This window comes from Brevundimonas sp. (assembly GCF_013823285.1).
GTDB lineage: Bacteria > Pseudomonadota > Alphaproteobacteria > Caulobacterales > Caulobacteraceae > Brevundimonas.
In genome coordinates this window covers 60361-83937 of record NZ_PNLV01000001.1, presented here as the reverse complement: position 1 = coordinate 83937, position 23577 = coordinate 60361, and the positions used below count along the sequence as shown (strand labels likewise).

22 protein-coding genes are annotated in these 23577 nt (G+C 69.1%); 7 read left to right on the top strand and 15 right to left on the bottom strand.

Features of this window, described 5'->3' with window-relative positions:
- Nucleotides 1-15 precede the first annotated feature (15 nt).
- The 3 genes from C0461_RS00390 (at nt 16) to C0461_RS00380 (ending at nt 4640) form a co-directional block, all read left to right on the top strand.
- The gene (locus C0461_RS00390) at nt 16-1275 is read left to right on the top strand and encodes an aspartate kinase (protein ID WP_292102636.1); all 1260 of its coding nucleotides are present in this window, start codon (nt 16-18) and stop codon (nt 1273-1275) included.
- Nucleotides 1276-1437: 162 nt separating this feature from the next.
- Nucleotides 1438-3369 (top strand): threonine--tRNA ligase, encoded by a 1932-nt coding sequence (gene thrS / locus C0461_RS00385; protein WP_292102628.1) that lies wholly within the window; start codon nt 1438-1440, stop codon nt 3367-3369.
- Nucleotides 3370-3680: 311 nt separating this feature from the next.
- Nucleotides 3681-4640, top strand: a complete 960-nt coding sequence (locus C0461_RS00380; protein WP_292102625.1) for a hypothetical protein — start codon at nt 3681-3683, stop codon at nt 4638-4640.
- 20 nt (nt 4641-4660) lie between these two features.
- Here the strand turns inward: C0461_RS00380 and C0461_RS00375 are convergent, their stop codons facing one another.
- On the bottom strand, nt 4661-5575 hold the full coding sequence (locus tag C0461_RS00375) for a hydroxymethylglutaryl-CoA lyase (protein WP_292102621.1): 915 nt from the start codon (nt 5573-5575) through the stop codon (nt 4661-4663).
- Nucleotides 5572-7461: a glycosyltransferase family 39 protein gene (locus tag C0461_RS00370; protein ID WP_292102617.1), complete on the bottom strand. Its 1890-nt coding sequence runs from the start codon at nt 7459-7461 to the stop codon at nt 5572-5574. Before C0461_RS00370 ends, C0461_RS00375 begins: the two co-directional genes overlap by 4 nt.
- 150 nt (nt 7462-7611) lie before the next feature.
- On the opposite strand from C0461_RS00370, the gene C0461_RS00365 reads away from it, so the two are divergent.
- Nucleotides 7612-8043, top strand: a complete 432-nt coding sequence (locus tag C0461_RS00365) for a hypothetical protein (RefSeq protein ID WP_292102614.1) — start codon at nt 7612-7614, stop codon at nt 8041-8043.
- A 144-nt stretch (nt 8044-8187) separates the two neighbouring features.
- Here C0461_RS00365 and C0461_RS00360 read toward each other — a convergent pair whose 3' ends face one another.
- From C0461_RS00360 to C0461_RS00350, 3 genes are all read right to left on the bottom strand, one after another.
- Nucleotides 8188-8547, bottom strand: a complete 360-nt coding sequence (locus C0461_RS00360) for a hypothetical protein (RefSeq protein ID WP_292102606.1) — start codon at nt 8545-8547, stop codon at nt 8188-8190.
- Nucleotides 8544-9119: a polyhydroxyalkanoate synthesis repressor PhaR gene (phaR, locus tag C0461_RS00355; RefSeq protein WP_292102737.1), complete on the bottom strand. Its 576-nt coding sequence runs from the start codon at nt 9117-9119 to the stop codon at nt 8544-8546. Before phaR ends, C0461_RS00360 begins: the two co-directional genes overlap by 4 nt.
- Nucleotides 9120-9288: 169 nt before the next feature.
- Entirely contained in the window at nt 9289-9993 is a 705-nt protein-coding gene (locus C0461_RS00350) for a hemolysin III family protein (protein WP_292102596.1), read from the bottom strand.
- Nucleotides 9994-10142: 149 nt separating this feature from the next.
- Here C0461_RS00350 and C0461_RS00345 point away from each other — a divergent pair, with 149 nt between their 5' ends.
- Nucleotides 10143-11318 (top strand): acetyl-CoA C-acetyltransferase, encoded by a 1176-nt coding sequence (locus C0461_RS00345; protein WP_292102588.1) that lies wholly within the window; start codon nt 10143-10145, stop codon nt 11316-11318.
- Between the two features lie 133 nt (nt 11319-11451).
- Here the strand turns inward: C0461_RS00345 and C0461_RS00340 are convergent, their stop codons facing one another.
- A complete protein-coding gene (locus tag C0461_RS00340) occupies nt 11452-11631 on the bottom strand; it encodes a hypothetical protein (protein WP_292102586.1) in 180 nt (59 codons plus the stop codon).
- A 132-nt stretch (nt 11632-11763) separates the two neighbouring features.
- Nucleotides 11764-12435 carry an OmpA family protein gene (locus C0461_RS00335; RefSeq protein WP_292102585.1) on the bottom strand — a complete coding sequence of 224 codons (672 nt, stop codon included), beginning with the start codon at nt 12433-12435 and terminating at the stop codon, nt 11764-11766.
- Between the two features lie 163 nt (nt 12436-12598).
- Between C0461_RS00335 and C0461_RS00330 the strand changes: the two genes are divergently transcribed.
- Nucleotides 12599-13537: a 2-oxoglutarate and iron-dependent oxygenase domain-containing protein gene (locus C0461_RS00330; protein WP_292102583.1), complete on the top strand. Its 939-nt coding sequence runs from the start codon at nt 12599-12601 to the stop codon at nt 13535-13537.
- On the opposite strand, the gene C0461_RS00325 is transcribed toward C0461_RS00330, so the two are convergent.
- The 5 genes from C0461_RS00325 to C0461_RS00305 all read right to left on the bottom strand — a co-directional run bounded on the left by C0461_RS00325 (nt 13534) and on the right by C0461_RS00305 (nt 19860).
- Entirely contained in the window at nt 13534-15390 is a 1857-nt protein-coding gene (locus C0461_RS00325; protein ID WP_292102577.1) for a TadE/TadG family type IV pilus assembly protein, read from the bottom strand. The two genes, C0461_RS00330 and C0461_RS00325, sit on opposite strands and share 4 nt — an antisense overlap.
- Before the next feature lie 186 nt (nt 15391-15576).
- Nucleotides 15577-17406, bottom strand: a complete 1830-nt coding sequence (locus C0461_RS00320) for a M2 family metallopeptidase (RefSeq protein WP_292102575.1) — start codon at nt 17404-17406, stop codon at nt 15577-15579.
- Between the two features lie 95 nt (nt 17407-17501).
- Nucleotides 17502-18194, bottom strand: a complete 693-nt coding sequence (gene mtgA, locus C0461_RS00315) for a monofunctional biosynthetic peptidoglycan transglycosylase (protein ID WP_292102573.1) — start codon at nt 18192-18194, stop codon at nt 17502-17504.
- 38 nt (nt 18195-18232) lie between these two features.
- Nucleotides 18233-18967 carry a pseudouridine synthase gene (locus C0461_RS00310; protein WP_292102571.1) on the bottom strand — a complete coding sequence of 245 codons (735 nt, stop codon included), beginning with the start codon at nt 18965-18967 and terminating at the stop codon, nt 18233-18235.
- The gene (locus tag C0461_RS00305; RefSeq protein ID WP_292102570.1) at nt 18964-19860 is read right to left on the bottom strand and encodes a class I SAM-dependent methyltransferase; all 897 of its coding nucleotides are present in this window, start codon (nt 19858-19860) and stop codon (nt 18964-18966) included. Before C0461_RS00305 ends, C0461_RS00310 begins: the two co-directional genes overlap by 4 nt.
- Nucleotides 19861-19957: 97 nt before the next feature.
- Here C0461_RS00305 and recQ point away from each other — a divergent pair, with 97 nt between their 5' ends.
- The gene (recQ, locus tag C0461_RS00300) at nt 19958-21850 is read left to right on the top strand and encodes a DNA helicase RecQ (protein ID WP_292102569.1); all 1893 of its coding nucleotides are present in this window, start codon (nt 19958-19960) and stop codon (nt 21848-21850) included.
- On the opposite strand, the gene C0461_RS00295 is transcribed toward recQ, so the two are convergent.
- Genes C0461_RS00295 through C0461_RS00285 form a run of 3 tightly spaced genes read right to left on the bottom strand, consistent with a single transcriptional unit; the run spans nt 21811 to nt 23462 of the window.
- A complete protein-coding gene (locus C0461_RS00295) occupies nt 21811-22713 on the bottom strand; it encodes an alpha/beta hydrolase (protein WP_292102563.1) in 903 nt (300 codons plus the stop codon). The two genes, recQ and C0461_RS00295, sit on opposite strands and share 40 nt — an antisense overlap.
- Nucleotides 22714-22759: 46 nt before the next feature.
- Nucleotides 22760-23194 (bottom strand): DUF2007 domain-containing protein, encoded by a 435-nt coding sequence (locus C0461_RS00290; protein WP_292102561.1) that lies wholly within the window; start codon nt 23192-23194, stop codon nt 22760-22762.
- 4 nt (nt 23195-23198) lie between these two features.
- The gene (locus C0461_RS00285; protein ID WP_292102554.1) at nt 23199-23462 is read right to left on the bottom strand and encodes a hypothetical protein; all 264 of its coding nucleotides are present in this window, start codon (nt 23460-23462) and stop codon (nt 23199-23201) included.
- Nucleotides 23463-23577 lie beyond the last annotated feature (115 nt).

Sequence of the window (23577 nt, the reverse complement as noted above, 5' to 3'; positions counted from 1 at the left end):
GGGATTCACGCCACGATGACGCGCCTGGTGATGAAGTTCGGCGGCACGTCCATGGGCGACCTGGAGCGCATCCGCCGCGCCGCGCGCATCGTCGCCGCGGAGGTCAGGGCCGGGCGCAAGGTGGCGGTGGTGGTCTCGGCCATGGCGGGCAAGACCAATGAGCTGGTGGCCTGGACCGACGGCGCCGGCAAGCCGGGACCGGGCGTGGCCCTCTCGGACGACGAATACGACGTGGTGGTGGCCTCGGGCGAACAGGTGACCGCGGGGCTGCTGGCCCTGACCCTGCGCAATCTGGGTCTGGATGCGCGCAGCTGGATGGGCTGGCAGATCCCCATCCTCACCGATGACGCCCACGGCCGGGCGCGCATCGAGGACATTCCCGGCGAGGCACTGGGCGCGGCGGTGGATTCCGGCCAGGTGGCGGTGGTGCCGGGCTTTCAGGGCGTGACCCGCGACGGCCGCATCACCACCCTGGGCCGGGGCGGCTCGGACACCTCGGCGGTGGCGGTGGCCGCGGCGCTGGGCTGCCCGTGCGACATCTACACCGACGTGGACGGGGTCTATACGACCGACCCGCGCATCGAGCAGAAGGCGCGCCGGCTTGAGCGTGTCTCCTACGAGGAGATGCTGGAGATGGCGTCCCTGGGCGCCAAGGTGCTGCAGACCCGCTCGGTGGAGCTGGCCATGGCGAAGCAGGTGCCCGTGCGGGTGCTGTCCAGCTTCATCGAACCGGACGAGAACGGAATCCTGCCCGAGAAGTCGGGCACCCTGATCTGTGAAGAGGACGAGATCGTGGAAAAGCGCATCGTGTCGGGCGTGACCATGAGCCGCGACGAGGCTCGCATCACCCTGCTGGGCCTGCCGGACCGGATCGAGACCACGGCGCGGCTGTTCACCCTGCTGGCGGAGGCGAATGTGAACGTGGACATGATCGTCCAGTCCCGCGCCCGCACGCCCGAGACCGTGAACCTGACCTTCACCACCGGCCGCCGCGACGCCTCGCGCGCCGCCGACCTGACCCGCGCCGCCCAGGGCGAGCTGGGCTTCGAGGAAGTGGCGGTGGACGAGGACGTGGCCAAGGTCTCGGTGATCGGGGTGGGCATGCGCAGTCACGCGGGCGTGGCCCAGACCATGTTCCAGGCCCTGGCCGACAAGGGCGTGAAGATCCAGGCCATCTCCACCTCCGAGATCAAGATCAGCGTGCTGATCGACGCTGCCTATGCCGAACTGGCGGTGCGGGCGCTTCACGGGGCCTATGGTCTGGAAGCCGCCTGAGCTCATTTTGGCGCGCTACGCTCGGCTCGCGGAGCCTCGCTGCTTGAGCGCGGTTTTCGCCTGTCCTTTCCGTTCGGCCCGGCCCCGGACGAGGGCATATCCTCATCTGCGGATGGATCGGGGCTATGCCGTGGGCGCGGCCGCCATTAAGACAGCGCCATCATGATCGAGCTGAAATTTCCCGACGGCGCCGCGCGCCAGTATCCCGAAGGCGTGACGGGCCGCGAGGTGGCCGCGTCCATCTCTCCGTCGCTGGCCAAGAAGGCCGCGCTGGTCGAGCTGAACGGCGCCCAGCTTGATCTGGACCGGACGCTGGAGACCGGCGGCGATTTCCGCCTGCTGATGCGCGAGGACCCGGCGGCCCTGGCCACCATCCGCCACGACGCCGCCCACGTCATGGCCGAGGCGGTGCAGAGCCTGTTCCCCGGCACCCAGGTCACCATCGGCCCGGCCATCGAGGACGGGTTCTACTACGACTTCGCCCGCGACGAGCCCTTCTCCACCGACGACTTCGCCGCCATCGAGAAGAAGATGGCCGAGATCATCGACAAGGGCGCCCGGCTGGAGCGCGAGGTCTGGGACCGCGACGAGGCGATAAAATATTTCGAGGGCATCGGCGAGTCCTACAAGGCCGAGATCATCCGCGACCTGCCCGAAGCCGAGACCATCACCGTCTATCGCCAGGGCGAGTGGCTGGACCTGTGCCGGGGGCCGCACTTCCCCTCGACGAAATTCGTGGGCAAGGCCTTCAAGCTGACCAAGCTGGCGGGGGCCTACTGGCGCGGCGACCATCGCAACGCCCAGCTGCAGCGCATCTACGGCACCGCCTGGGCCACGAAGGAGGATCTGGACGCCCACCTGCAGCGCCTCGAGGAGGCCGAGAAGCGCGACCACCGCAAGGTCGGCCGCGCCATGGAGCTCTTCCACATGCAGGAAGAGGGCCGGGGCATGGTGTTCTGGCACCCCAAGGGCTGGGTGCTATGGCGGGTGATCGAGGACTACATGCGTCGCCGCCTGGACGCGGCCGGCTATGTGGAGGTCAAGACGCCCCAGGTGCTGGACCGGAAGTTCTGGGAGGCCTCGGGCCACTGGGAGAAATACCGGCCCAACATGTTCGTGTGCGAGACGGTGGAGGGCGAGACCCTCAGCCTCAAGCCCATGAACTGCCCCGGCCACGTGCAGATCTTCGATCAGGGCCAGCGGTCGTACCGCGAGCTGCCCCTGCGCATGGCCGAGTTCGGCGCCTGCCATCGCTATGAGCCGTCCGGCGCCCTGCACGGGCTGATGCGGGTGCGCGGCTTCACCCAGGACGACGCCCACATCTTCTGTCGGGAAGACCAGATAGTCGCCGAGACCTCGTCCTTCATCGAACTGGCGCGCAGCGTCCACGCCGATCTGGGCATGGAAACCGCCTACATCAGCCTGGGCACGCGGCCCGAGGTGCGGGCCGGGTCCGATGAATTCTGGGACAAGGCCGAGGCCCTGATGGCCGAATCCGCCCGCGCGGCGGGCACGGAGCCGGTGGTCACCGAGGGCGACGGCGCCTTCTACGCCCCCAAGCTGGACTTCATCGTCAAGGACGCCATCGGCCGGGAATGGACCTGCGGCACCATCCAGCTGGACTATGTGCTGCCCGAACGTCTGGACGCCTCCTACATCGCCGAGGACGGCCAGAAGCACCGGCCGGTCATGCTGCACCGGGCGATCCTGGGGTCGTTCGAGCGGTTCATCGGCATCATGATCGAGAACTACGCCGGGGCCTTCCCCCTGTGGCTGGCGCCGGTGCAGGCGGTGGTGGCCACCATCACCTCGGACGCCGACGGTTACGCCGAAGAGGTGGCTGCCAAGTTCAGGGCCGCCGGTCTGCGGGTCGAGACGGATCTGCGGAACGAGAAGGTGGGCTACAAGGTGCGCGAGCACTCGGTTGGCAAGGTGCCGGTCATCGCCGTGGTTGGCAGGAGCGAGGCCGCCGAGGGCAAGGTGGCCCTGCGCCGCCTCGGCTCGCAGGCCCAGGAGATCCTGACGGTGGAGGAGGCCATCCGCGTCCTCACCGACGAGGCCACCCCGCCGGACCTGAAGCGGGCGAACTCATAAGGGGCGCAGGGCGGGCTGACGAGCGGCAGACGCCCCGAACCGTTGCAGCGGGTGGGAAGCAGAGATCGACCCGATCCTCCCTGATCAGGGTGTCAGAGACCCCCAGCAGTCGATCAAGGTGAAACGGCGTCGTGCCCCCATTGGGTATAAGCATTGCCGCCTGCGGTCTCGACCATGGCGTAGAAACCATTTCAGGGACGGAGCACCCGCTGCCGTGAACGATAACGATAGCGACAACAAAGCTGCCGCCGATACATTCTTTATGGTACGATGCCACCTATGGGTGCGCTTCGTCAGGCTTGGGTTGTGGGTTGGTTTCCGTTCTGATCATTTCCTCCACCCTGCTACTGGCGGGCGTTCAGCCCGGCGCCCCCATTCAATTGGCTGCGCAGGACGGCCCAACTGAGGTAGAAGAAGTGGTCGTCGTCGGCGAACGCGCCCGAGAGGCCGCTGAAGCCTTCGTCAGTTCGGTGGCCGCGCCGATCCCCGGTCGCAAGGCGGCGTTATGGCGCGAGTCAGTCTGTGTCGGTGTACTCGGCATGCAGGCCGAGGCCAGCCGTTTCATGGCCGACCGCGTGTCAGATTGGGCGCACAGCGTCGGGCTCGAGATCGAAGAGCCGGGGTGTCGCCCCAGCATCATCATCATGGCGACCGAGGCCGGGAATGCGACCGCGCGTGAACTGGTCGCTTCCCGTCCCCGCGAATTTCGTCTCGGCGCTTCCGGCTCCGACCGGGGCCGCGCCGCCCTGGACGCGTTTCAGAACACCACCCGCCTGGTGCGATGGTGGCACGTCAGCCTGCCGGTGAACGATGACACGGGCCTTCCGGTGGTGCGGCTTCCCGGGCAACCCGCATTTGCCGCACGGCAAATAAGGTCGCCAGCCGATCTGGGTCCCTACGGCAGGACTGTAGCCGGTTCATTGGTGATGGATCACACCCGGGACGACCTGATGCAGGTGATCATCGTGCTGGATGTGGCGGCGCTCGAACAGGCCGACTTCATCCAGATCACCGATTATGTGGCCATGGTCGCCCTGGCCCAGATAGATCCGGATGTTGACCCCGCCTACCCGTCCATTCTCGACCTGTTCAGCGAGGAGGGCACGCAGGAGCCGGTTATGAGCCGTTGGGATCGCGCCTATTTGCAAGCCCTTTATCGGGCGCCCCAGACCGCCTCCACAACCGGCGCAAACCTTTCCTCCATCGCCCTCAATCTCGCGCGGGAGCTTGGCTTGAGCGAAGAGGAAGAAACACTCGGCGCTACGGATTAGGGCGCATAGAGCACACGCCCTCAGCCCTTCGGGAACGGCCCGGCGCGGCTGAGGCTGGAGGGGGGCGCCTTGCCGAGGCGCTGGCCGACCCAGCGGGCGGTCTGGATCAGGGCGTCCAGATCATAGCCGGTCTCGAACCCGCCCCGGTGCAGCATGTGGACCAGATCCTCGGTGCCGATGTTGCCGGTGGCGCCGGGCGCGAAGGGACAGCCGCCGATGCCGCCCACCGAGGCGTCCAGAATGTCCACGCCCGCCTCCACACCCGCATAGGCGTTGGCGAGGCCGGTGTTGCGGGTGTCGTGGAAGTGCAGGCGCAGCTTGGCGTCCGGCGCGGCCTTTCGGGCGGCCTCGACCTTTTTCGTCACGGCCCAGGGATCGCCGGCGCCGATGGTGTCGGCCAGGGCGATCTCGTCCACGCCCAGTTCGCCGATGCGGCCCACCAGATCGGCGACCTGATCCACCGACACCTCGCCGTCGAAGGGACAGCCCCAGACGCAGCTGATGGTCACCGACAGGGACGGCGCCGCATCGCCCGGGGCGGCGTTGTGGCGGCGGGCCACGATGTCGGCCAGCATGGCCGCCTGACCCTGAAGGTCCAGGCCCTGATTCTTCAGGCCGAAGCCGTCGGTGGCGGCCACCGAGACATTGACCTCGTCCACCCCGGTTGTGAGGGCGCGGTCGTAGCCCTTCGCATTCAGCACCAGACCGATGCGGCTGCGTCCGGCCTCGGGGCGCAGGTCGGCCATGACCTCTTCGGCCCCGGCCATCTGGGGCACGTATTTCGGATGGACGAAGCTGACCGCCTCGATGCGGCGCGCCCCGGCCGCCTCCAGCCGCCGCACGAAGCCGGCGCGCACGGCCGGCTCCAGCACCGCCGCCTCGTTCTGAAGGCCGTCGCGGGGACCGACCTCGACGATCTGGATGAAGCGGCTCATTGGTCGGGCCCGGGCCCGGGCTCGGGCGAGGCCACGGGGGTGTCCGGGTCTTCGGCGGGCGTCGCGGCGTCCTCCGCCGGTTCTGCGACATCTCCGTCCGGATCGAGCAGCGTCGGATCGTCGGTCGCCGGTTCGGCGCCCGGCTCCAGCAGCGCGGGTTCCGGATCAGATTCGGGCCGCGCCGGACGCCGCGCCGGGGCGGGACGGGGCGCGGGGCGATAGAGGATCAGCTCGACCCGGTCGCCGTTGGCGTAGTTGACGCCCTCGACCCGGTCCTCGGCGCGGGCCTCGGCGCCGAGGCGGTTGAGGGCGGCGCGGAAGGCGGACTCCTGTCGCGCCTCCACCACGGCGGGGCGGCCCGCGGCGATGGCGGCGGCGGCCCCGGCCTCGTCTGTGAAGCGCGCGGCCGGGCCGAACAGGAACAGCACGCTGGGCTGATTGTAGCCGGTCACCGCCACCGGCCCGGGCAGGCGCCCTTCCACCGGGTGCAGGCCCGTCTCGATCATGGCGGCCTTGAGGCGCGGGGAGACCCACAGGGGCTCCAGATTGCGCATCATGCCGGCCAAGCTGGCGTGGGCGAGAATGCCGAGGGCCAGCGAGATCAGAACCGCCGTCACCCCCATGCGGTGATACAGGAGGAAGCCGCCGATGGCCGCCGCCGCCAGGGTCAGGCCGATGGTGGGCGTGGCCCAGGCCTGGGACGCCTCGCCGCCGAATTCCGACAGGGCGAACAAGGTCGCGCCCAGCACATAGACCCCCCCCAGCACCGCCAGCGCCGTCCCGGCCCAGCGCGAAACCCGGCTCAGGGGCCGGGTCAGGGCCGAGGCCGCCAGCCAGGTCACCGCGCCGTACAGGGGCAGGGTCTGGTGCCACATGGGATCGGGCGCCAGTTCGAACAGCAGCCAGGCCGGAACCAGCCAGGCCACGGCGAAGCGGACCCCCGGCTCGGCCCGGCGGGTGAGGCCGGTCTCAAGGGCCGCGGGCAGCATCAGGGTGAGCGGGAACAGCAGCAGGGGCGCCAGCAGCAGATGCCGACCGGGCAGACCCCAGTCCGCCTCGCCGCGGATGATCCGGGCCACGATGTTGTCGTTCAGGGCGTGGCGCCAGACCTCGCCGTCGGTGGAGACGGTGGCGGCGATGGCCCAGGGCCCGAGAATGAGCGCCAGCAGGGGCAGGCCGCTGAGCCAGCCCAGCCGTCCCATCCAGGCCCAGCGCCGATCCATGAGGCCCAGGGTGACCAGCGCCAGCCCGACCACCAGCGGCGCGGCCAGGCCGCCCACCAGGATCGCTGCCCCCAGCGCGCCCCACACGATCAGCTTCAGGGGGCGGGGCAGGCGCGGCGGCGGCCCGCCGCTGGCGGCGGCCTCGGCCTCGCCTTCGCGGGCCAGCACATACAGGCGCGCCAGGGCCGCCATCATCAGGGTGATCAGGCCCGCCAGCAGGGCGTTGGCCTGGGCCACCCCCGCCAGGGTGGACATGAGGAAGGTTCCGCCCAGCAGGGCCCCGGCCAGGAACCCGGCCCGGGCCCCGAACAGCACCGACGCGCCCCAGGCGCAGGCCCATGCCGCCAGCATGGCCCCCAGCAGGGATGGCAGGCGATAGGGGCGGATGTCGCGGTCCTGGACGTTGGAGGTCAGGGCGGTCGCGGCGGCCTGAAACCAGTGCAGGCCGGCGGCGGTGCGAATGCGGTCCTGGTCGTCGGCGCGGGTGTCGATCCAGTCGCCCCGCTCCAGCATGCGGGCGCTGACCTGGGCCGTACGCGCCTCGGTGCGGTCCAGCACGGGCGTCATGATCAGGCCCGGCAGGCCCGCGATCAGGGCGATCAGGGCCGCCAGCGCCGGGCCGCGCCAGCCGAGGATCAGGCGGTCAAGGTCGGGTCGCTGCATCGTCGTTCCTGTATCACGCCCGCGCCCGCCGTCTCCACAAATCCTTTCCTCGCGTCACAAGCGAAGCCGTGGCGAAACGGATCGAACGGCGGTATTAACCCTTATGAACGGGCGTGGCTGCGCCTGACCTGACCGATCCGAGGGGAAACCATGCTGATCGCCTTGCCGTTGCTGGCCATTCCGGTTCTGCTTTACACCCTGATCGTGATCTTCGGCATGGACGGTGGCTTCACCGCCGCCGGCGCCGACGCCGCGCTCAGGGATTCGCTGTTCACCATCCCCATGACCTCGGGCGCCACCTGGACCGTGGGGCCGGGGGACCTGCTGATCCTGTTCTCGCTGATCCTGCTGTTCTTCGAGCTGTTGAAATCCACATCCAGCCAGAAGATCGCGATCATCAATCACGCCCTGTCGATGATCCTGTTCGTGGTCTGCCTGATCGCGTTCCTGCTGTTGCGCGGCTTTGCGACCTCGACCTTCTTCCTCATCACCGTGATGGTGCTGCTGGATGTGCTGGCCGGGTTCATCGTGACCATCATCAGCGCGCGCAAGGACTTCGACATCAGCGCGGCGACGGGCTGATCGGGCTCAGCCGAAGGCCAGGAACACCAGGGCCACGGCGAGAACGTCAAAGGCGCGGGCGGCGAGGGCGGTCATGGTCGGCGGTCCCTGAAGGCGGATGTCTCCGCTCAGGACTGCAAGGACCGGGCCAGCCCGGGCGTTGGATCAGATGTCGGTCCGGGTGGTCTTGCCGGGTTTCGGCCGCCGGTCGCCGGCGCCGGAATATTCGGTCCCGAGATAGCTGCCGCGGGCCGCGTCCAGCACGGGCGGGCCGCCCTTGAGGCCCTTTCTGGCGCCGGTCTGGCCGATCACCTGGGCTGCGAAGACCGAGGGCTGCACGGGGTTCGGCGGCGTCGGGGACGGCGCCGGCCCGCTGTCGGGGGCGGGCGGTTCGTCGGAGGGGACAAGGGCGCGCGCCGGACGCGCTTCGCCCTCGCGCCGCTCATCGCCCTGCCGACGGTCGCCAGTGCGGCGCTGGGGGCCGCGCGGCTCGACAGGGGCCACAGGGCGCACCGGACCGGTCATTTCCTGCCGGGCTCGTCGGAACGGGCGCCCGCCAGGCGGTCCAGCTGGGCGCGCATCTCCTCCATCTGGCGTCGCATCTCGTTGAGGGCGGCGTCTCCGGCGGGTTGCACGGGCTCGGCGGGCTTTTCCGGCTCGACCTTCGGCGCATAGGCCATGGGGGTGAACATCTTCATGGCCCGCTCGAACATGGCGATGTTCTGCTTCACCTGCTCGTCGAACATGCCGACACCCGGCGCGGCCCCGAAGGCGCGCGAGAACTGGGAGCGGAACTGCTCCTGCTGGCTGACGAAATTGTCCAGAGAGAGCTCAAGGTAGCTGGGAAGGACCGACTGCATCTGGCCGCCGTAGAAGCCGATCAGCTGGCGCAGGAACTGGACGGGCAGCAGGGCCTCGCCCCGGCTTTCCTCCTCGAAGATGATCTGCGTCAGCACCTGGCGGGTCAGGTCGTCGCTGGTCTTGGCGTCATAGACCACGAAGTCGACGCCCTCGCGGACCATGGCCGCCAGATCTTCGAGCGTCACATAGGCGCTGGTGGCGGTGTTGTAGAGGCGCCGGTTGGCGTACTTCTTGATGACGACGGTGTCGCCCCCAGACTTGCCGCTCCCGGCCTTGCCGGTCTGGGTCTTGCCGGACTTCTTGCCGGCTTCCGGTTGGGTATCCGCCACGCTGTCACCGTCTGTTGTTTCTGACCGGCGCATTATTCCGCAGCGCGGCGCCGGACGCCAGTGCATTGCGAAAGGCTCAGCCGGGGGCGAGCACGACGCCTACCAGAATCGCGGCCCAGTGGGTTCCGGCGCCGGCCACCACGAAGCCGTGCCAGATGGCCCGGCGGAACTTCACCCGCTGGTTGATGAACACGAACACCCCGGCGGTGTAGATCAGCCCGCCCGCCACCAGCAGGGTGAGGGCCACCGGGTGGACGGTCTCGATCATGGGCTTGAGGGCGAACACGGCCAGCCAGCCGAACAGCACATAGACGCCGCTCCAGAAGGCGTCGGAGATGCGCGGCGCCAGCATCTTGGCGAAGACCCCGGCCAGGGCGAAGCCCCACACCAGAAGGGTGAAGCCGATGGACCAGGCGCCCTCGAAACGCAGGACGGTGAAGGGGGTGTAGCTGCCGGCGATCATCAGGAAGATAGCCGCCTCGTCCATGCGCCGCAGCACCGGGCGCGCCGCACAGGGGTGGGTCAGGTTGTACACGGTCGAACAGGTCAGCATGGCGATCAGGCACAGGGCGTAGATCGCGGTCGCCATGGCGGTTCCGGCGCCGCCATAGACCGCCGACAGCACCGCCAGCACAACGCCGCCGACCGCCGCCAGGGCCAGGCCGACAATATGCACCCACTTGTCCGCCAGCCGCTCGCCGCGCGTGCGGTAATGCTCCGCCATGTCCTGCTCGTCAGGCGTGCAGACGTGGGTTGCGAAGCGGCGGAACAACATAAGCATGACCTTTTCAAGCGGCGAACGCGCCTATTGTTCCCGCCCAGCATGGCCCTGACATGGTGACGATCCGCTGAATCGACGGCTTTCAGGTGACGAAACGCGCCGGTTGAGGCAGAACCGCCACACCGAAATTCCTCCCGGAGTGAAATCCCATGTCCGACATCGTCATCGTCTCTGCCGCCCGCACCCCCGTCGGCTCGTTCCTGGGGGCCCTGTCCTCCCTTCCGGCCCATGAGCTGGGCGCCGTGGCCATCAAGGCGGCGCTGGAGCGTGCGGGCGTGACGCCCGACGAGGTGGACGAGGTGATCATGGGCCAGGTGCTGCAGGCCGGCGCCGGCCAGGGCCCGGCCCGTCAGGCCGCTGTGGCGGCGGGCGTGCCGGTGGAGTCGCCGGCGTGGAGCCTGAACCAGCTGTGCGGCTCGGGCCTGCGCGCCGTGGCCCTGGGCCTGCAGCAGATCACGGCGGGCGACGCGAAGATCGTGGTGGCGGGCGGTCAGGAGAGCATGAGCCAGGCGCCCCATGCCGCCAACCTGAGGGGCGGCCAGAAGATGGGCGACCTGTCGTTCACCGACACCATGATCAAGGACGGCCTGTGGGACGCCTTCAACGGCTATCACATGGGCCAGACCGCCGAGAACATCGCCGAAAAGTGGTCCATCGCCCGGGCCGACCAGGACGCCTTCGCCGTGGCCAGCCAGAACAAGGCGGAGGCCGCCCAGAAGGCCGGCAAATTCGATGACGAGATCGCGCCGGTGACCATCTCCACCCGCAAGGGCGACATCGTGGTCGACAAGGACGAGTACATCCGCCAAGGCGCGACCATCGAGGCCATGGAGAAGCTGCGCCCCGCCTTCGCGAAGGACGGGTCGGTGACCGCCGCCAACGCCTCGGGCCTCAACGACGGCGCCGCCGCGGTGGTGCTGATGACCGCGGAGGAGGCGCAGAAGCGCGGGCTGAAGCCGCTGGCGCGCATCGCGTCCTGGGCCACGGCGGGGGTGGATCCGGCCATCATGGGCACGGGCCCGATCCCGGCGTCGAAAAAGGCCCTGGCCAACGCCGGATGGTCCGTGGGCGACCTGGACCTGATCGAATCCAACGAGGCCTTTGCGGCCCAGTCCCTGTGCGTGGTGAAGGAGCTCGGTCTGGATCCGGCGAAGGTGAACGTGAACGGCGGCGCCATCGCCATCGGCCACCCCATCGGCGCCTCGGGCGCACGGGTGCTGACCACCCTGCTGCACGAGATGAAGCGGTCCGGGGCGAAGAAGGGCCTGGCCACCCTGTGCATCGGCGGCGGCATGGGCGTCGCCATGTGCGTGGAGGCGGTCTGATTCCGCTCTAGACCGAAATCGGTTCGGTTGGACCTCGTCCAACTGGGCTCAGATTTCGGTCCAGCATGATGCGAGAGCCTGATTCACGGCATCGATGGAATCGCGAAGCGATTCCATCTCAACCGATCAGGCTCTAGCGGTTGATCGAGGCCCGGACCACGGGGGCGGGGGCGTCAGGTTCGTCCAGCAGGGCGGGCAGGACAGCCCCGCCCGCGCCGATGACCAGGGCGGCGACGATGAAGGCGGAGACCACGGCCACGCCGGTCAGGCGAAAGCCCTCCCAGACATCGTCGTCGTCGTTGTGGTGATCCATGCCGCCTCCGGGCTCGCCCCCGGGCGAACGCTGGATTCAGAACAGCATGAGGCCGGGCTGCTTCGCAAGCGGAACCAAAGGAAAAGGCGGCGGTTTCCCGCCGCCTTCGCCGTTTTCACGAAGTCGTGTCGATCAGTTGGCCGTCAGCGGCCGGATCAGGATCTCGACGCGCCGGTTCTGGGCCCGGCCGTCCACGGTGTCGTTGGACGCGATCGGATTGCGCGAGCTGGCGCCCGCAACATACAGGCGCTCACGCATCACGCCTTCGCTGATCAGGAACTGGGCCACCGAGGCCGCGCGACGTTCCGACAGGGGCTGGTTGATGTGGTCGCCGCCCGTGGAATCCGTGTGGCCGACGATGTCCACCACCGAGCGGTCATACTCGTTCATGATCCGCGCCACGTCCGCCAGCACGGGGTAGAAGCGCTGGTTGATGTCGGCGCTGTTGGTGGGGAAAGTCACGTCGCCGGGCATGCGCAGGACCAGGTTGTCACCCTGGCGGGCCACACCGACGCCGGAGCCGGACAGTTCGGCCTCCATGGCGCGCTGCTGGCGATCCATGTACTGGCCGACGGCCGCGCCGCCCAGGGCGCCGACGCCGGCGCCGATCAGGGCGTTCTTGCGGCCCTGTTCGGAGTTGTTGGTGTTGGTCAGATAACCCAGCAGGGCGCCGCCGACCGCGCCGGCGATGGCGCCCTGGGCCGTGCGGTTCGGCTGGGGGCCCGAGCGATAGGGATCGGTGGTGGTGCAGGCAGCGGCGGCAAGGGCCAGCGCGCTGACGCCGGCGATGATCTTGATGTTCATGACGGATGTCCTTCCAGGGTTTCTTCTTTGACCCAGCCGGTGGAACGTCTGGCGAACGGCCAAGGTTCCGGTGCGGCCGTGTGAAGCGCAGCCATAACGACCTTTTGCCATAGGCTTGATGAACGGCGTAAGACGGCCTTCGTTCACTTCCGCGAGTTTTTCCGTGACCGCCAGCGCCATCATCCCCGTCTCCATGACCCGCTTCGATGCGGACTTTCAGGGTTTTTCCGACGATCTGGGGGCGTCCTTCGCCCGCTACGGCTTCGCCGTTGTTGCGGACCACGGCCTGGACGAGGCGGCGATCGGGGCGGGGCTGGACGACGCCAGGGCCTTCTTCGCCCTGCCCGACGCGGTCAAGCGCGCGTATCACCAACCCGGCACGGGCGGGGCGCGCGGCTACACGCCGTTTGGAATCGAAGCGGCCAAGGACGCCAAGGCGGTGGACCTGAAGGAGTTCTGGCACGCCGGGCGCGAGCTGCCCGAGGGGCACCCCTACCGCAAATACATGCGCGACAACGTCTGGCCCGCCGAGATCCCCACCTTCCAGGCCCACGTCTACGGGATGTTCGAGGCGCTGGACGCCCTGGGCGGCAAGCTGCTGCAAGCCATCGCGCGCTATCTGAAGCTTCCCGACGATTTCTTCGCCGACAAGGTGGCGCTGGGCAATTCGGTGCTGCGCCTGCTGCACTATCCGCCGGTGCTCGCCGATGCGCCGGGCGTGCGAGCCGGGGCCCACGAGGACATCAACGTCATCACCCTGCTGCTGGGTGCCGAAGAGGCGGGGCTGCAACTGCTGGACCGGGACGGCCAGTGGCTGTCCATCGCGCCGCCACCGGGCGCCCTGGTGGTCAACATCGGCGACATGCTGCAGCGCCTGACCAACCATGTGCTGCCGTCCACCACCCACCGGGTGGTCAATCCGGCGCCGGAGCGGCGCGGCTTTTCGCGTTATTCCACACCGTTCTTCCTGCATTTCGAGCCGGAGTACGAAATCCGCACCCTGGGCAGCTGCGTCTCGGCCGACAATCCGGACCGCTATCCCGAGGGCATCACGGCCGAGGACTATCTGCTGCAGCGTCTGCGCGAGATCCGTCTGCTCTAGCGGGCGATGCGGAGGTCCGAGATGCTGCGGGCGATGGCGCGGAAGGCCTCGCGCAGGTCGGTGTCCCCGCTGGGCAGATAGACGTGATCCGGGCTGGTGGCGCAGGTCTCGATGACCTCGCGGGCGGTGTCCACCACATTGGGGGTGTTGTCATTCACGCTCGTGACGTCCAGGCCCACCGTATAGATGATGATGTTCCGGGCCTTCATGGCGTTGCACAGGTCCACCGCCTGCTGGAAAGGGCTGCCGTTCTGGGCGTCGCAGCGGATGTGCCAGTTGGTGTCGCCGCTGCCGGCGCCGGCGTTCTGGGCGATGACGCCGTTGCAGTAGGGCGTGTTGAACTCGCCGTCCGTCATCATCACCACGACCTTGAGCAGGTCGTCGGCGCCGTAGGGTGCGGCATGGTTCGCGGCGCTGGGCCACAGGCCATTGAAGTTGGGCGAGACCGCGTACCAGCCCCAGGCCAGGCCCACCTGTCCCGCGGTCGAGCCGCCGTCGCGCAGCAGGCTGATCTGCTGGGTCAGATGATTGCGGTCGCTGGTCAGGGGGACCAGGGCGTTGGACGGGCAGTTGTTGCCGGGGATCGGATAGTTGGCCCCCACACGCGCCTCGGCGGGCGACCGGTCGGTATAGGCGTCAGCCCCGGTCCGCTCGCTGACGCAGGTGCTGATCTCGCTGGTACGCTCCGCGCCCCATCGGCCGGTGTAGGTGAAGTACTGGCAGCCATAGTCCGCGCACCAGGCCGCGCCGCCTGAGGAATAGCTCTGGCCGCGGGGGTTCGAACCTGAGAGCACGAAGGTGTGGGTCGTGCGGTCGGCGACCACATAGGTCGTGCTGTTCAGGGTGCTCAGGCCGTTCACATTGAAGATGCGGACCTGTCCGCCGTTCTGAAACCCGTGGTTGTTCGACGTGATAGTGACGGCGCAGTCATTGCGCAGGCATTTCACCACCCGGCCGTTGCCCCAGTAGTCTCCGTAGTTCCAGGGATTGATGTCCTGCCCGGACGCGGTCTGCAGGCGGAAGGTGTTGGTGTCCACGCGCCGGACCCGGAACGCCTGGTCGTTGATCTGGGTCATGCCGCTGGCGTTCCAGACATAGACGAAGTCGCCGGTCTGAAAGCCGTGGCCGCTGGAGGTGACCGTGATGCGGCTGTTGTTTTTCGAGATCGAGGAAATCGTCCGGATCGATCCGGTGGACCAGACGGCGTCCGTGATGTTGCGGCCGGACGGCGGCGTTGAACGCGCGGCGTTGGCCATGGAGCCGAGGTTCACGCCCATGGAATAGGGAATGATCGCCGCCTTGGAGTAGTAGGGCGTCTGCTGGGTCTGCACGACCAGCTCGACCAGTTCGGTGGCGGAGTCGCGCAGGGTGGCGATGCGGCTGCCGGCCATCGACCCGGTGATGTCCAGAACAAGGGCCACCTCGAGATTGGTGGAGGAGCGAAGCACCTCGGATTCCACGCCCACCTGCACCTGATCATCCAGGACCTGGCCATAGGGCGGCAGGAAGATGTTGGCCACCAGGGTGTCGACATCCACCTTCGAGACGGCGATCACGGCCCCGTCCGCGGTCAGCCGGAAGGTGGTGAGGTCCTCGCGCAGGCTGATCTGGGGATAGGCCTGGAGGTTGGCGCGCAGGGAGGCCATGCCTACGATCGTGATGCCGGCGTCGTCCATGTGGGACGAGCGGGCCGCCGCCAGGGCCGCCGCGTCCAGCGCATCCTGAAGATTGGCGCGCACGGTGGAGATGCGGTGCACGTCCACGCCCACCAGGGCGGTCATGGCCAGAACCGGCAGCGCCAGGGCGAACATCATCGCCACGCCGCCGTGCCGGGCGCGCGCGAAGCGTTGCATCAAACGCGTGATACCGCCCAGCCGCGTCGCCATGCGCCGGAACCCCCGCATCCGTAGCGGACCTCATGTCCGCGTCAGGAGCGAGAATGGATGATCCAGGTAAAGAAAAGGCTCAACGGGCTGGGTTAACGCCCGTCTCTCGCCCGGAAAAAGAGTCCCGTCCGCCGGGGCGGACGGGCCGTTTCGTCAGGCCTCCCAGCCGCAGTCCTGGCCGCGGTTCTGTTCGGTCAGCCAGGTGTCCAGCGGCGCGAAATACTGGGCCACCGCCGTGGCGTCATTCTCGGGCGAGCCCGTGAAGGCCTGCATCGCCTCGGGCCAGGGCCGGGACATGCCCATCTCCATCATGGCGTTGAAACGCCGGCCCACTTCCTCGTTCCCGTAGACCGAGCAGCGGTGCAGCGGCCCGTCCCAGCCCGCGATCTCGCAGGCCGCCCGGTGGAACTGGAACTGGTAGATGTGGGCCAGGAAGTAGCGTGTGTACGGCACATTGCCGGGCACATGGTATTTGGCGCCAGGGTCAAAAGCGTTGTCCGGGCGCGGTCCGGGTGGGACCAGACCCTGATAGCGCAGCATGTTGGCCGACCAGGCGTCGTTGTACTGCGCCGGCGTCGTCGCGCCCGACTGCACGTCCCAGCGCCAGCGATCGACCATCAGGCCGAAGGGCAGGAAGGCGATCTTGTCCATGGCCATGCGCAGCAGGAAGGTGATGTCCTCCTCCTCGCCCGGAACCGTGTCCAGCAGGCCGATCTGGTTCAGATAGGTGGGGGTGGCCGCCGACAGGGCGGCGAAATCGCCGATGGCCTCGTGGAAGCCGTCGTTGGCGCCGTTGCGGAACAGGAAAGGCTGCTGGTTGTAGGCGCGCTGGTAGTAGTTGTGGCCCAGCTCGTGGTGCATGGTCTGGAAGTCTTCGGCGTTGACCCGCGTGCACATCTTGATGCGCAGGTCCTCCACATTGTCCAGGTTCCAGGCCGAGGCGTGGCACACAACCTCGCGCCCCTCGGGCCGCGTGATCTGCGACCGCTCCCAGAAGGTTTCGGGCAGCGGGTCCAGACCGATGGAGGTGTAGAACTGCTCGGAAACCCGGGCGATCTGCTCGGCGTCATAGTTCGCGGCCACCAGAAGCTGGGTCAGGTCGACACTGGATTCCGGCAGGGTCGACGGGGCCACCACGTCATAGATGTTCCCCCATTGCTGGGACCACATGTTGCCCAGGAGGTCGGCGCGGATCGGGCCGGTCGCGGGCTGCACCGCGTCGCCATAGACTTCGTTCAGCCGGGTCCGGACATAGCAGTGGAGGTTTTCATAGAACGGCTGGACCTGGGCCCACAGGCGGTCGGTCTCGGCGGCGAAGGCGTCCGGGTCCATGTCATAGCCCGAGCGCCACATGGCGCCGGTGTCGGCGTAGCCCAGCTCGCGCGCGCCTTCGTTGGCGACCTCCACCAGCCGGGCGTAGTCCCCGGCCATGCCGGGCGAGATGGTGCGCCAACCCTCGTACATGGCGCGGGTCACCTCCGGATCGCGGGACTCGGCGATGATCTCCTCGGCGTCGTTCAGGGTCAGCTGGCGGCCGTCGTACTCGAACCGGCCGGTCGCGTAGGTGGAGTCCAGCCGGGTGGCGATCTCGGCAAGCTCCGCCGCCGCGCCGGGTCGGTTCGGGGCCGGCATGGTCAGGCCCTGGCGCAGGATGTCCAGCTTGCGGCGCGTGTCGGGATCGGCGTCCACGTCGTTGAAATGGGCCGCGGCGTTGGCCAGTTCGACGCCCAGCTCGGTGTATTCGGTGTTGGCCCGCGCCTCCAGCCACATGGTGTCGTGGATGATGTAGGTGTTGCGCACCCAGGCCACGCGCGCGGCGTACTCGGCCACGTCGGTCAGGCGGGCTTCTGCATCCAGCACGAAGGCGCGCGCCCCCTCGGGCGTTGCGGGGAAGCGGTCGGCGGCCGCAGTCTGGGCCTGAACGGCCAGCCCCCCGGCGGCGAGGGCGCAGGCGGCCGTCGCGGCCATCAGCAGACGTTTCATGGATATTCTCCTCCAGCGGACCCTGAGCCGGCCCCTTGATGGCGCGCATGGGAAGCGCCGCCGTGCATCCCGTCAAGCCTCGGCCGTCGGGGGGTTCAATCCAGAACGCAGTTCGCCAGCCCCTCGCCCTGCACCGTGCCCATGGCGGCCTGAATCTGGCCCGCGCGGCGGCGCACATACGGCCCCGGACTGGCCGCCTGATAGCGACGCGGGCTGGGCAGGATGGCGGCCAGGCGGGCGGCTTCGGTTGCGGTCAGGTCGGCTGCCGGCTTTCGGAACCAGTAGCGGGCCGCCGCCTCGGCGCCGTAGACGCCCGGCCCCCACTCGGCCACGTTCAGATAGACCTCGATGATGCGCCGCTTGGGCCAGACCGTCTCGATCATAACGGTGTAGGCGGCCTCCAGCCCCTTGCGCAGCCAGCTGCGCTGGGGCCACAGGAAGACGTTCTTGGCGGTCTGCTGACTGATGGTCGAGCCCCCCCGCACCCGCCCGCCGCGCCGGTTGCGCTCCAGCGCGTCCTCGATCGCCTCCATGTCGAAGCCCCGGTGCGAACAGAAGAGGGAATCCTCGGCCGCGATCACCGCCCGCACCAGATGGGGCGAGATGTGGTTCAGGGACCGCCAGCGATAGTCGGCGCCCTCACCCTCGATGACCCGCGTCAGCATCAGCAGGGTGGTGGGCGGCGGCGCCACGGCGTGCATCAGCACCCCGCCCAAAGGCAGCAGCAGGATGATCAGGGCCAGGATCAGGAGAGGCCGCCCCCGCCGCCTTTCGGTCTCTTGCGTCATGCGGCCATTGATACGCGAGCTGCGACGGGCGGCAAGCGTCAGTCGAACACTCGCGCGGCCTCATCCGGCGTCAGCAGCCGCCACTGACCGGGCTCAAGATCGTCGGGCAGGCTCAGGCCGCCGACCCGCTCGCGGTGCAGGGCCTCCACATGGTTGCCCACGGCGGCGAACATGCGCCGCACCTGATGATAGCGGCCCTCGGTCACCGTCAGCCGGGCTTCGGTGGGGGTGATGATTTCCAGCTCTGCCGGGGCCAGCGGCTTGGCCTCGCCTTCCAGCATCAGCTCGCCCGAGGCGAACAGGGCGCCCTCGGTCCCGACCAGAGGCCGGGCCAAGGTCGTGCGATAGACCTTGGCCACATGGCGGCGGGGGGAGATCACCCGGTGCAGGAAATCCCCGTCGTCGGTCAGCAGCAGCAGGCCCGAGGTCTCCTTGTCCAGCCGCCCGATGGTGGACAGGGCCGGATCGCGCCGGCGCCAGCGGTCGGGCAGGATGTCGTACACCAGCGCCCCGTCCTCCTTGCGGGAACAGGTCATGCCCAGCGGTTTGTGCAGCAGCAGCACCAGCCCCGGGGGCGGGTCCAGCGGCTGGCCGTCCACCTCCATGCGCTGCGACAGGTCCGGGGTCACGGGGATGCGTTTCGACACATCCGCCACGTCCGCGCCGTCCAGCACGATGCCGCCCGCCTGGGCCAGCCGCCCGATCTCGGTGCGCGAGCCATAGCCCATGTTGGACAGCAGCTTGTCGATGCGGGCGGTGGGAATCTTGGTCACTTCACCGCCTCGAACACCTTGTAGCCGCCCTTGTCCGCTGCGGGGCGAACCCGCGCGAAGGCCGCGTTCAGCTCGGCCTCATAGGGCAGGTGCCGGTTGGCCACCATCCACAGCACGCCGCCCTTTTTCAGCATGGCCGCCGCCTTGCGGATGAAGGCCTGACCCAGCGCCTTGTCCTCGGCGCCGCCGTCGTGGAACGGCGGGTTCATGACCACGAAATTCAGGTCGGTCAGGTCCATTGTGCGCGCATCGGCCCAATGCAGGCGAGCGCGGGAATCCTCCACATTGCGACGGGCGCATTCCACCGCTCGCCGGTCCAGATCGATCATGTCCAGGCTGGTGACTGCGGGCGAGGCCAGCGCCACGGTGGACAGGGCGCCGAACCCGCACCCCAGGTCCGCGCCCGCGCCCTTCAGGGGCGGAAGACTGGCGGCCAGCAGCGCCGTGCCGCCGTCGATCCGGTCCCACCCGAACACGCCCGGCTGGGACCAGGCGTCCAGCCCGGGCACAAGGCGCGCCGCCCCCGCCTCGATAGCGGCGTCCAGTCCGGTCACGTCCTGCGGCCGCACCAGTTCGCAGCGCCGGTGGTGGGCCTTGGCGGTCTCGATGGGCTCCAGCCCGAACTCGCGCAGCTCCTTGCCCAGACGTGAGCCGCCCTTGAGCTTGGGGGCCATGACGTCCAGCCGCCCGCCGGGCTTCAGCGCCTTCAGGGCCAGCGCCAGCACGTACCGCCGCTCCAGCACGCCGGGGGGCGCGAGGATGGTGGCGGCGTCCAGCGATCCGGCCGCCATCTCCGCCAGATCAGACGAGCCGGGGATCAGGGGCGAGGTCTGGACGGCGCCGGCGGGCGGATCGAACACCGCGGGGGGGCGGCCGTAGAGAATGCTGGTCATGGCGGCGCTATAGCCGCTCCGTCGCCGCCTGCGAAGCGATGGGGATGATCCATCCCGCCGCCGTGACACCCCAGTCCGCATCGGGCACAAGCGCTCCATGCTCGCCGAATCGCCCCTGCCCGCCGCCGCGCCCGACATGACGCGCGCCCGCGAGACGCTGGAGCGGGTCTGGGGCCACGCGGATTTTCGCGGGCTGCAGGCGTCGGTTGTGGAGCAGGTTCTGGCCGGGCGCGACGTGCTGGCGGTGCTGCCCACCGGCGGCGGCAAGAGCGTCTGCTATCAGATCCCCGCCATGCTGCGCCCCGGGCTGGGCCTTGTGGTCTCGCCCCTGATCGCCCTGATGACCGATCAGGTGGAGGCGCTGAAGCAGCAGGGGGTGCGCGCCGCGCGGCTGGATTCCGGCGTGTCGCTGGCGGACCGTTCGGCCATCTGGGATGCGGCGCGGGCCGGCGAGCTGGACCTGCTCTATGTGTCGCCCGAAGGTCTGGCCCAGCCCCACATGATCGACCGGCTGGCCAGCCTGCCGCTGGCCCTGATCGCCATCGACGAGGCGCACTGCGTGTCCCAGTGGGGCCATGACTTCCGCCCCGACTACCGGGATCTGGGGCGGCTGGCCGGGATGTTCCCCGGCGTGCCCCGCATCGCCGTCACCGCCACCGCCGATGCGCGGACCCGCGACGACATCCTGGCCTCCCTGCGCCTGTCGGACGCCGCCGTCTTTGTGGACAGTTTCGACCGGCCGAACCTGCAGCTGACCGCCGAGCGCAAGATCAACGGCTCGCGCGCCCGCACCGATGCCCGGGTGGTGGAGCTGGTGGGCGAGCGGGGCGGGAAGTCGGGGGTGGTCTATTGCGGCTCGCGCGACGGCTGCGAGCGGCTGGCGGACCAGCTGAAACAGACCGGCGTGCACGCCATCGCCTATCACGCGGGCATGGCCCCGGCCGAGCGCGACAAGCGGCTGGAGCGGTTCCTGGCCGAGGACGGGGCGGTGATGGTGGCCACCATCGCCTTCGGCATGGGGGTGGACAAGCCGGACGTGCGCTTCGTCATCCATGCTGATCCTCCCGGCAGCCTCGAGGCCTACTGGCAGGAGATCGGCCGGGCGGGCCGCGACGGTGAACCCGCCGAGGGCGTGACCCTGTACGGCCCCTCCGACATCGCCTGGGCCCTGCGCCGCCTCGACGGCCGGCCCATGGACGAGACGGTCAAGCAGGTTCAGGTGCGCAAGGTGCGCCAGCTGTTCGCCATGCTGGACGGCGCCGCCTGCCGGCCCCAGGCGGTACGCCGCTATTTCGGCGAGACCGACGCGAAGCCCTGCGGCCATTGCGACGTCTGTCTCGATCCGCCCCAGACCCATGACGCCACCGTTCAGGCGCAGAAGGCGCTGGCGGCGGTCCAGCGGCTGGACCAGCGCTTCGGCCGGGGCCGGGTGATCGACCATCTGACCGGCCGCACCAAGGACGTGCAGGGCTGGGAGACCGCCCTGTCCACCTGGAGCGTCGGGGCCGACATCTCGCCGAACGGCTGGCGCGAGGTGATCGACCATCTGCTGTTCGAGGGCCTGCTGGAGGAAGAACCCAACGAGGGCAAGCCGTTGCTGCGGCTGGGCGATCCCGAGGCGGTGCGGGCGGTCTATCGCGGCGAGCGCACGGTGGAGGTGGCCCGCGTCCCCATGCGACACGATCCCACCACCCGTTCGGGCAATCCGCGCCAGAGGGGTGCGGGAGGCGGTCGTCAGAGCCGCACGGCGGTGCTGGAGACCCTGCCGGCCGACGTGCGCGAGCGGTTCGAAATGCTGCGCGCCTGGCGTCGCGACCGGGCCGCGGAACAGCACGTGCCGCCCTATGTGATTTTCCAGGACCGCACCCTGCTGGAGATCGCCATGACCGAGCCCGGCTCGCTGGACGCCCTGTCGCGGGTGTCAGGCGTGGGGCAGGGCAAGCTGGACCGCTACGGGCGGGCGGTGCTGGACGTGCTGGCCGGGAACTGATCCAGGAACCCCTCCACCGCCGCCATGAACTGTCGGGGGCGATCGATCATGACCATGTGCTGGGCGCCTTCAATGCGCACGAAACGGGCGGCCCGCCGCAGACGCAGGAAGCCCTGACGAAAGCCCTGATCCACCTGATGGCGCGGACTGTCGGTCGCCTCGCTCCAGCCATACACCACAGTGACCGGGGCGATGACGCGGGCCAGGTCGCCGCGCAGGTCGGTGGTCATGACCTCATAGATGCCCTGGGCCAACACGCGCCGGTCGCCGCCCTGCCAGCCCATGGCGTTCACCACCGCGTCGGTCGCCCCGCCCAGCCGCTGGCCCGCCGCGCCCGCCTGTTGCCGCAGAACCTGATCGCCCAGGAACAGGACAGCCGTACGCGCCACCTCGGCGATGGGCGCCACGTCGGCGGTGGTGGCCCGGGCGTTGATCAGGGAGGGAAAGAAGGGCGAGGAATCCACCACCATGACCCGCCCGATGCGGCCAGGTGCGTCGGCGGCCATCTTCAGGGCGATCTGGCCGCCCATGGAGTGGCCGATGACGGCGGGGCGCTCCAGCCCCTCCTCGGCCATGTAGCGGCGCACCTCATTGGCGATGGCTGCGGTCAGGGGGCCGCGGGCATTGGCGCCCGGCGCGGTGTCGCCGAAACCGTTCACCGCCACCACATGCACCCGGTAGCGGTTCTGCAGCGCCTGCGCGGTGTCGTCCCAGACGGCGGGGGTGGAGGCCAGGCCGGGGATCAGGATCACGTCCGGACCGGCGCCCCGCGCGGTCACGGCGATGCGCTCGGACTGGAACGTCTGGGCGGTGGCGGGGGTGGCGAAAACCAGGATCAGAAGGGTCAGGATGAGACGGGCCATGACCGTTCCTAACGCCCGATCACGGCGAACGGTTGGCGAAGGGGTGTCAGGCCAGGATTCGCAGCACCAGCGGCAGGGCCACAAGCAGGGCGACCAGCAGCACGATAGCCAGAGGCGCGTAACGGCGCCGCACCGAGACGCTGCGCCGGGCGCCCGTCATGCCCGCCGCCGCCCAGGGCGCGGCGAGCACCCCCAGCGTCAGCCCCAGATCCCGCGCCGGAACGTCCCCGGCGGCCGGAAGGTCGTCGGGCTCCGCCGAGGTAAACTCTCCGGACTGAACCCTGACCAGGATGGCGCGGGCGTCGGCGGCCTCGTCGTCAGGCGCCATGACGCGAAGACCGCCCACGGCCCGCTGCATGAGCGGATCCATGCCGATCAGGTGATGATCCGCCACCTCGGCCCGGATGCCGGCCGAACGAAGGAGGCCCGCGGCCAACTCGGCCTCGTGCAGATCATGAAAACGGCCGACCTCGATGGACATGGACTCAGGATAACACGCCCATCCACCACAGGCCCACGGCCAGAACGGCGAGTGCGGCGTAGAAGCCCACCACGATGATGGCCCTGTCGCGGTTCCGCGCATCCTCCGGATGGCTGGCCGGATAGAACCGCTCGGACCACAGGACGAAGACGCCCTGCTCCACCACGGCGATGACGGCGACCAGCGCGCCCCAGCGGCTGGACAGGGCCAGGCCCAAGCCGGCGCCGGCGAGCATCAGGGCGTCCAGATGCAGCCAGGCGCCCACCACGCGCTCGATCCGCGGAACGGGCTTGGGGTGATGCCCGCCAGGGCGCGATCCATGAAGGCGTTCATGCGCGCGCGTCGCCAGCAGGCCAAACCGGCCAGCCCATAGACCGCTCCCA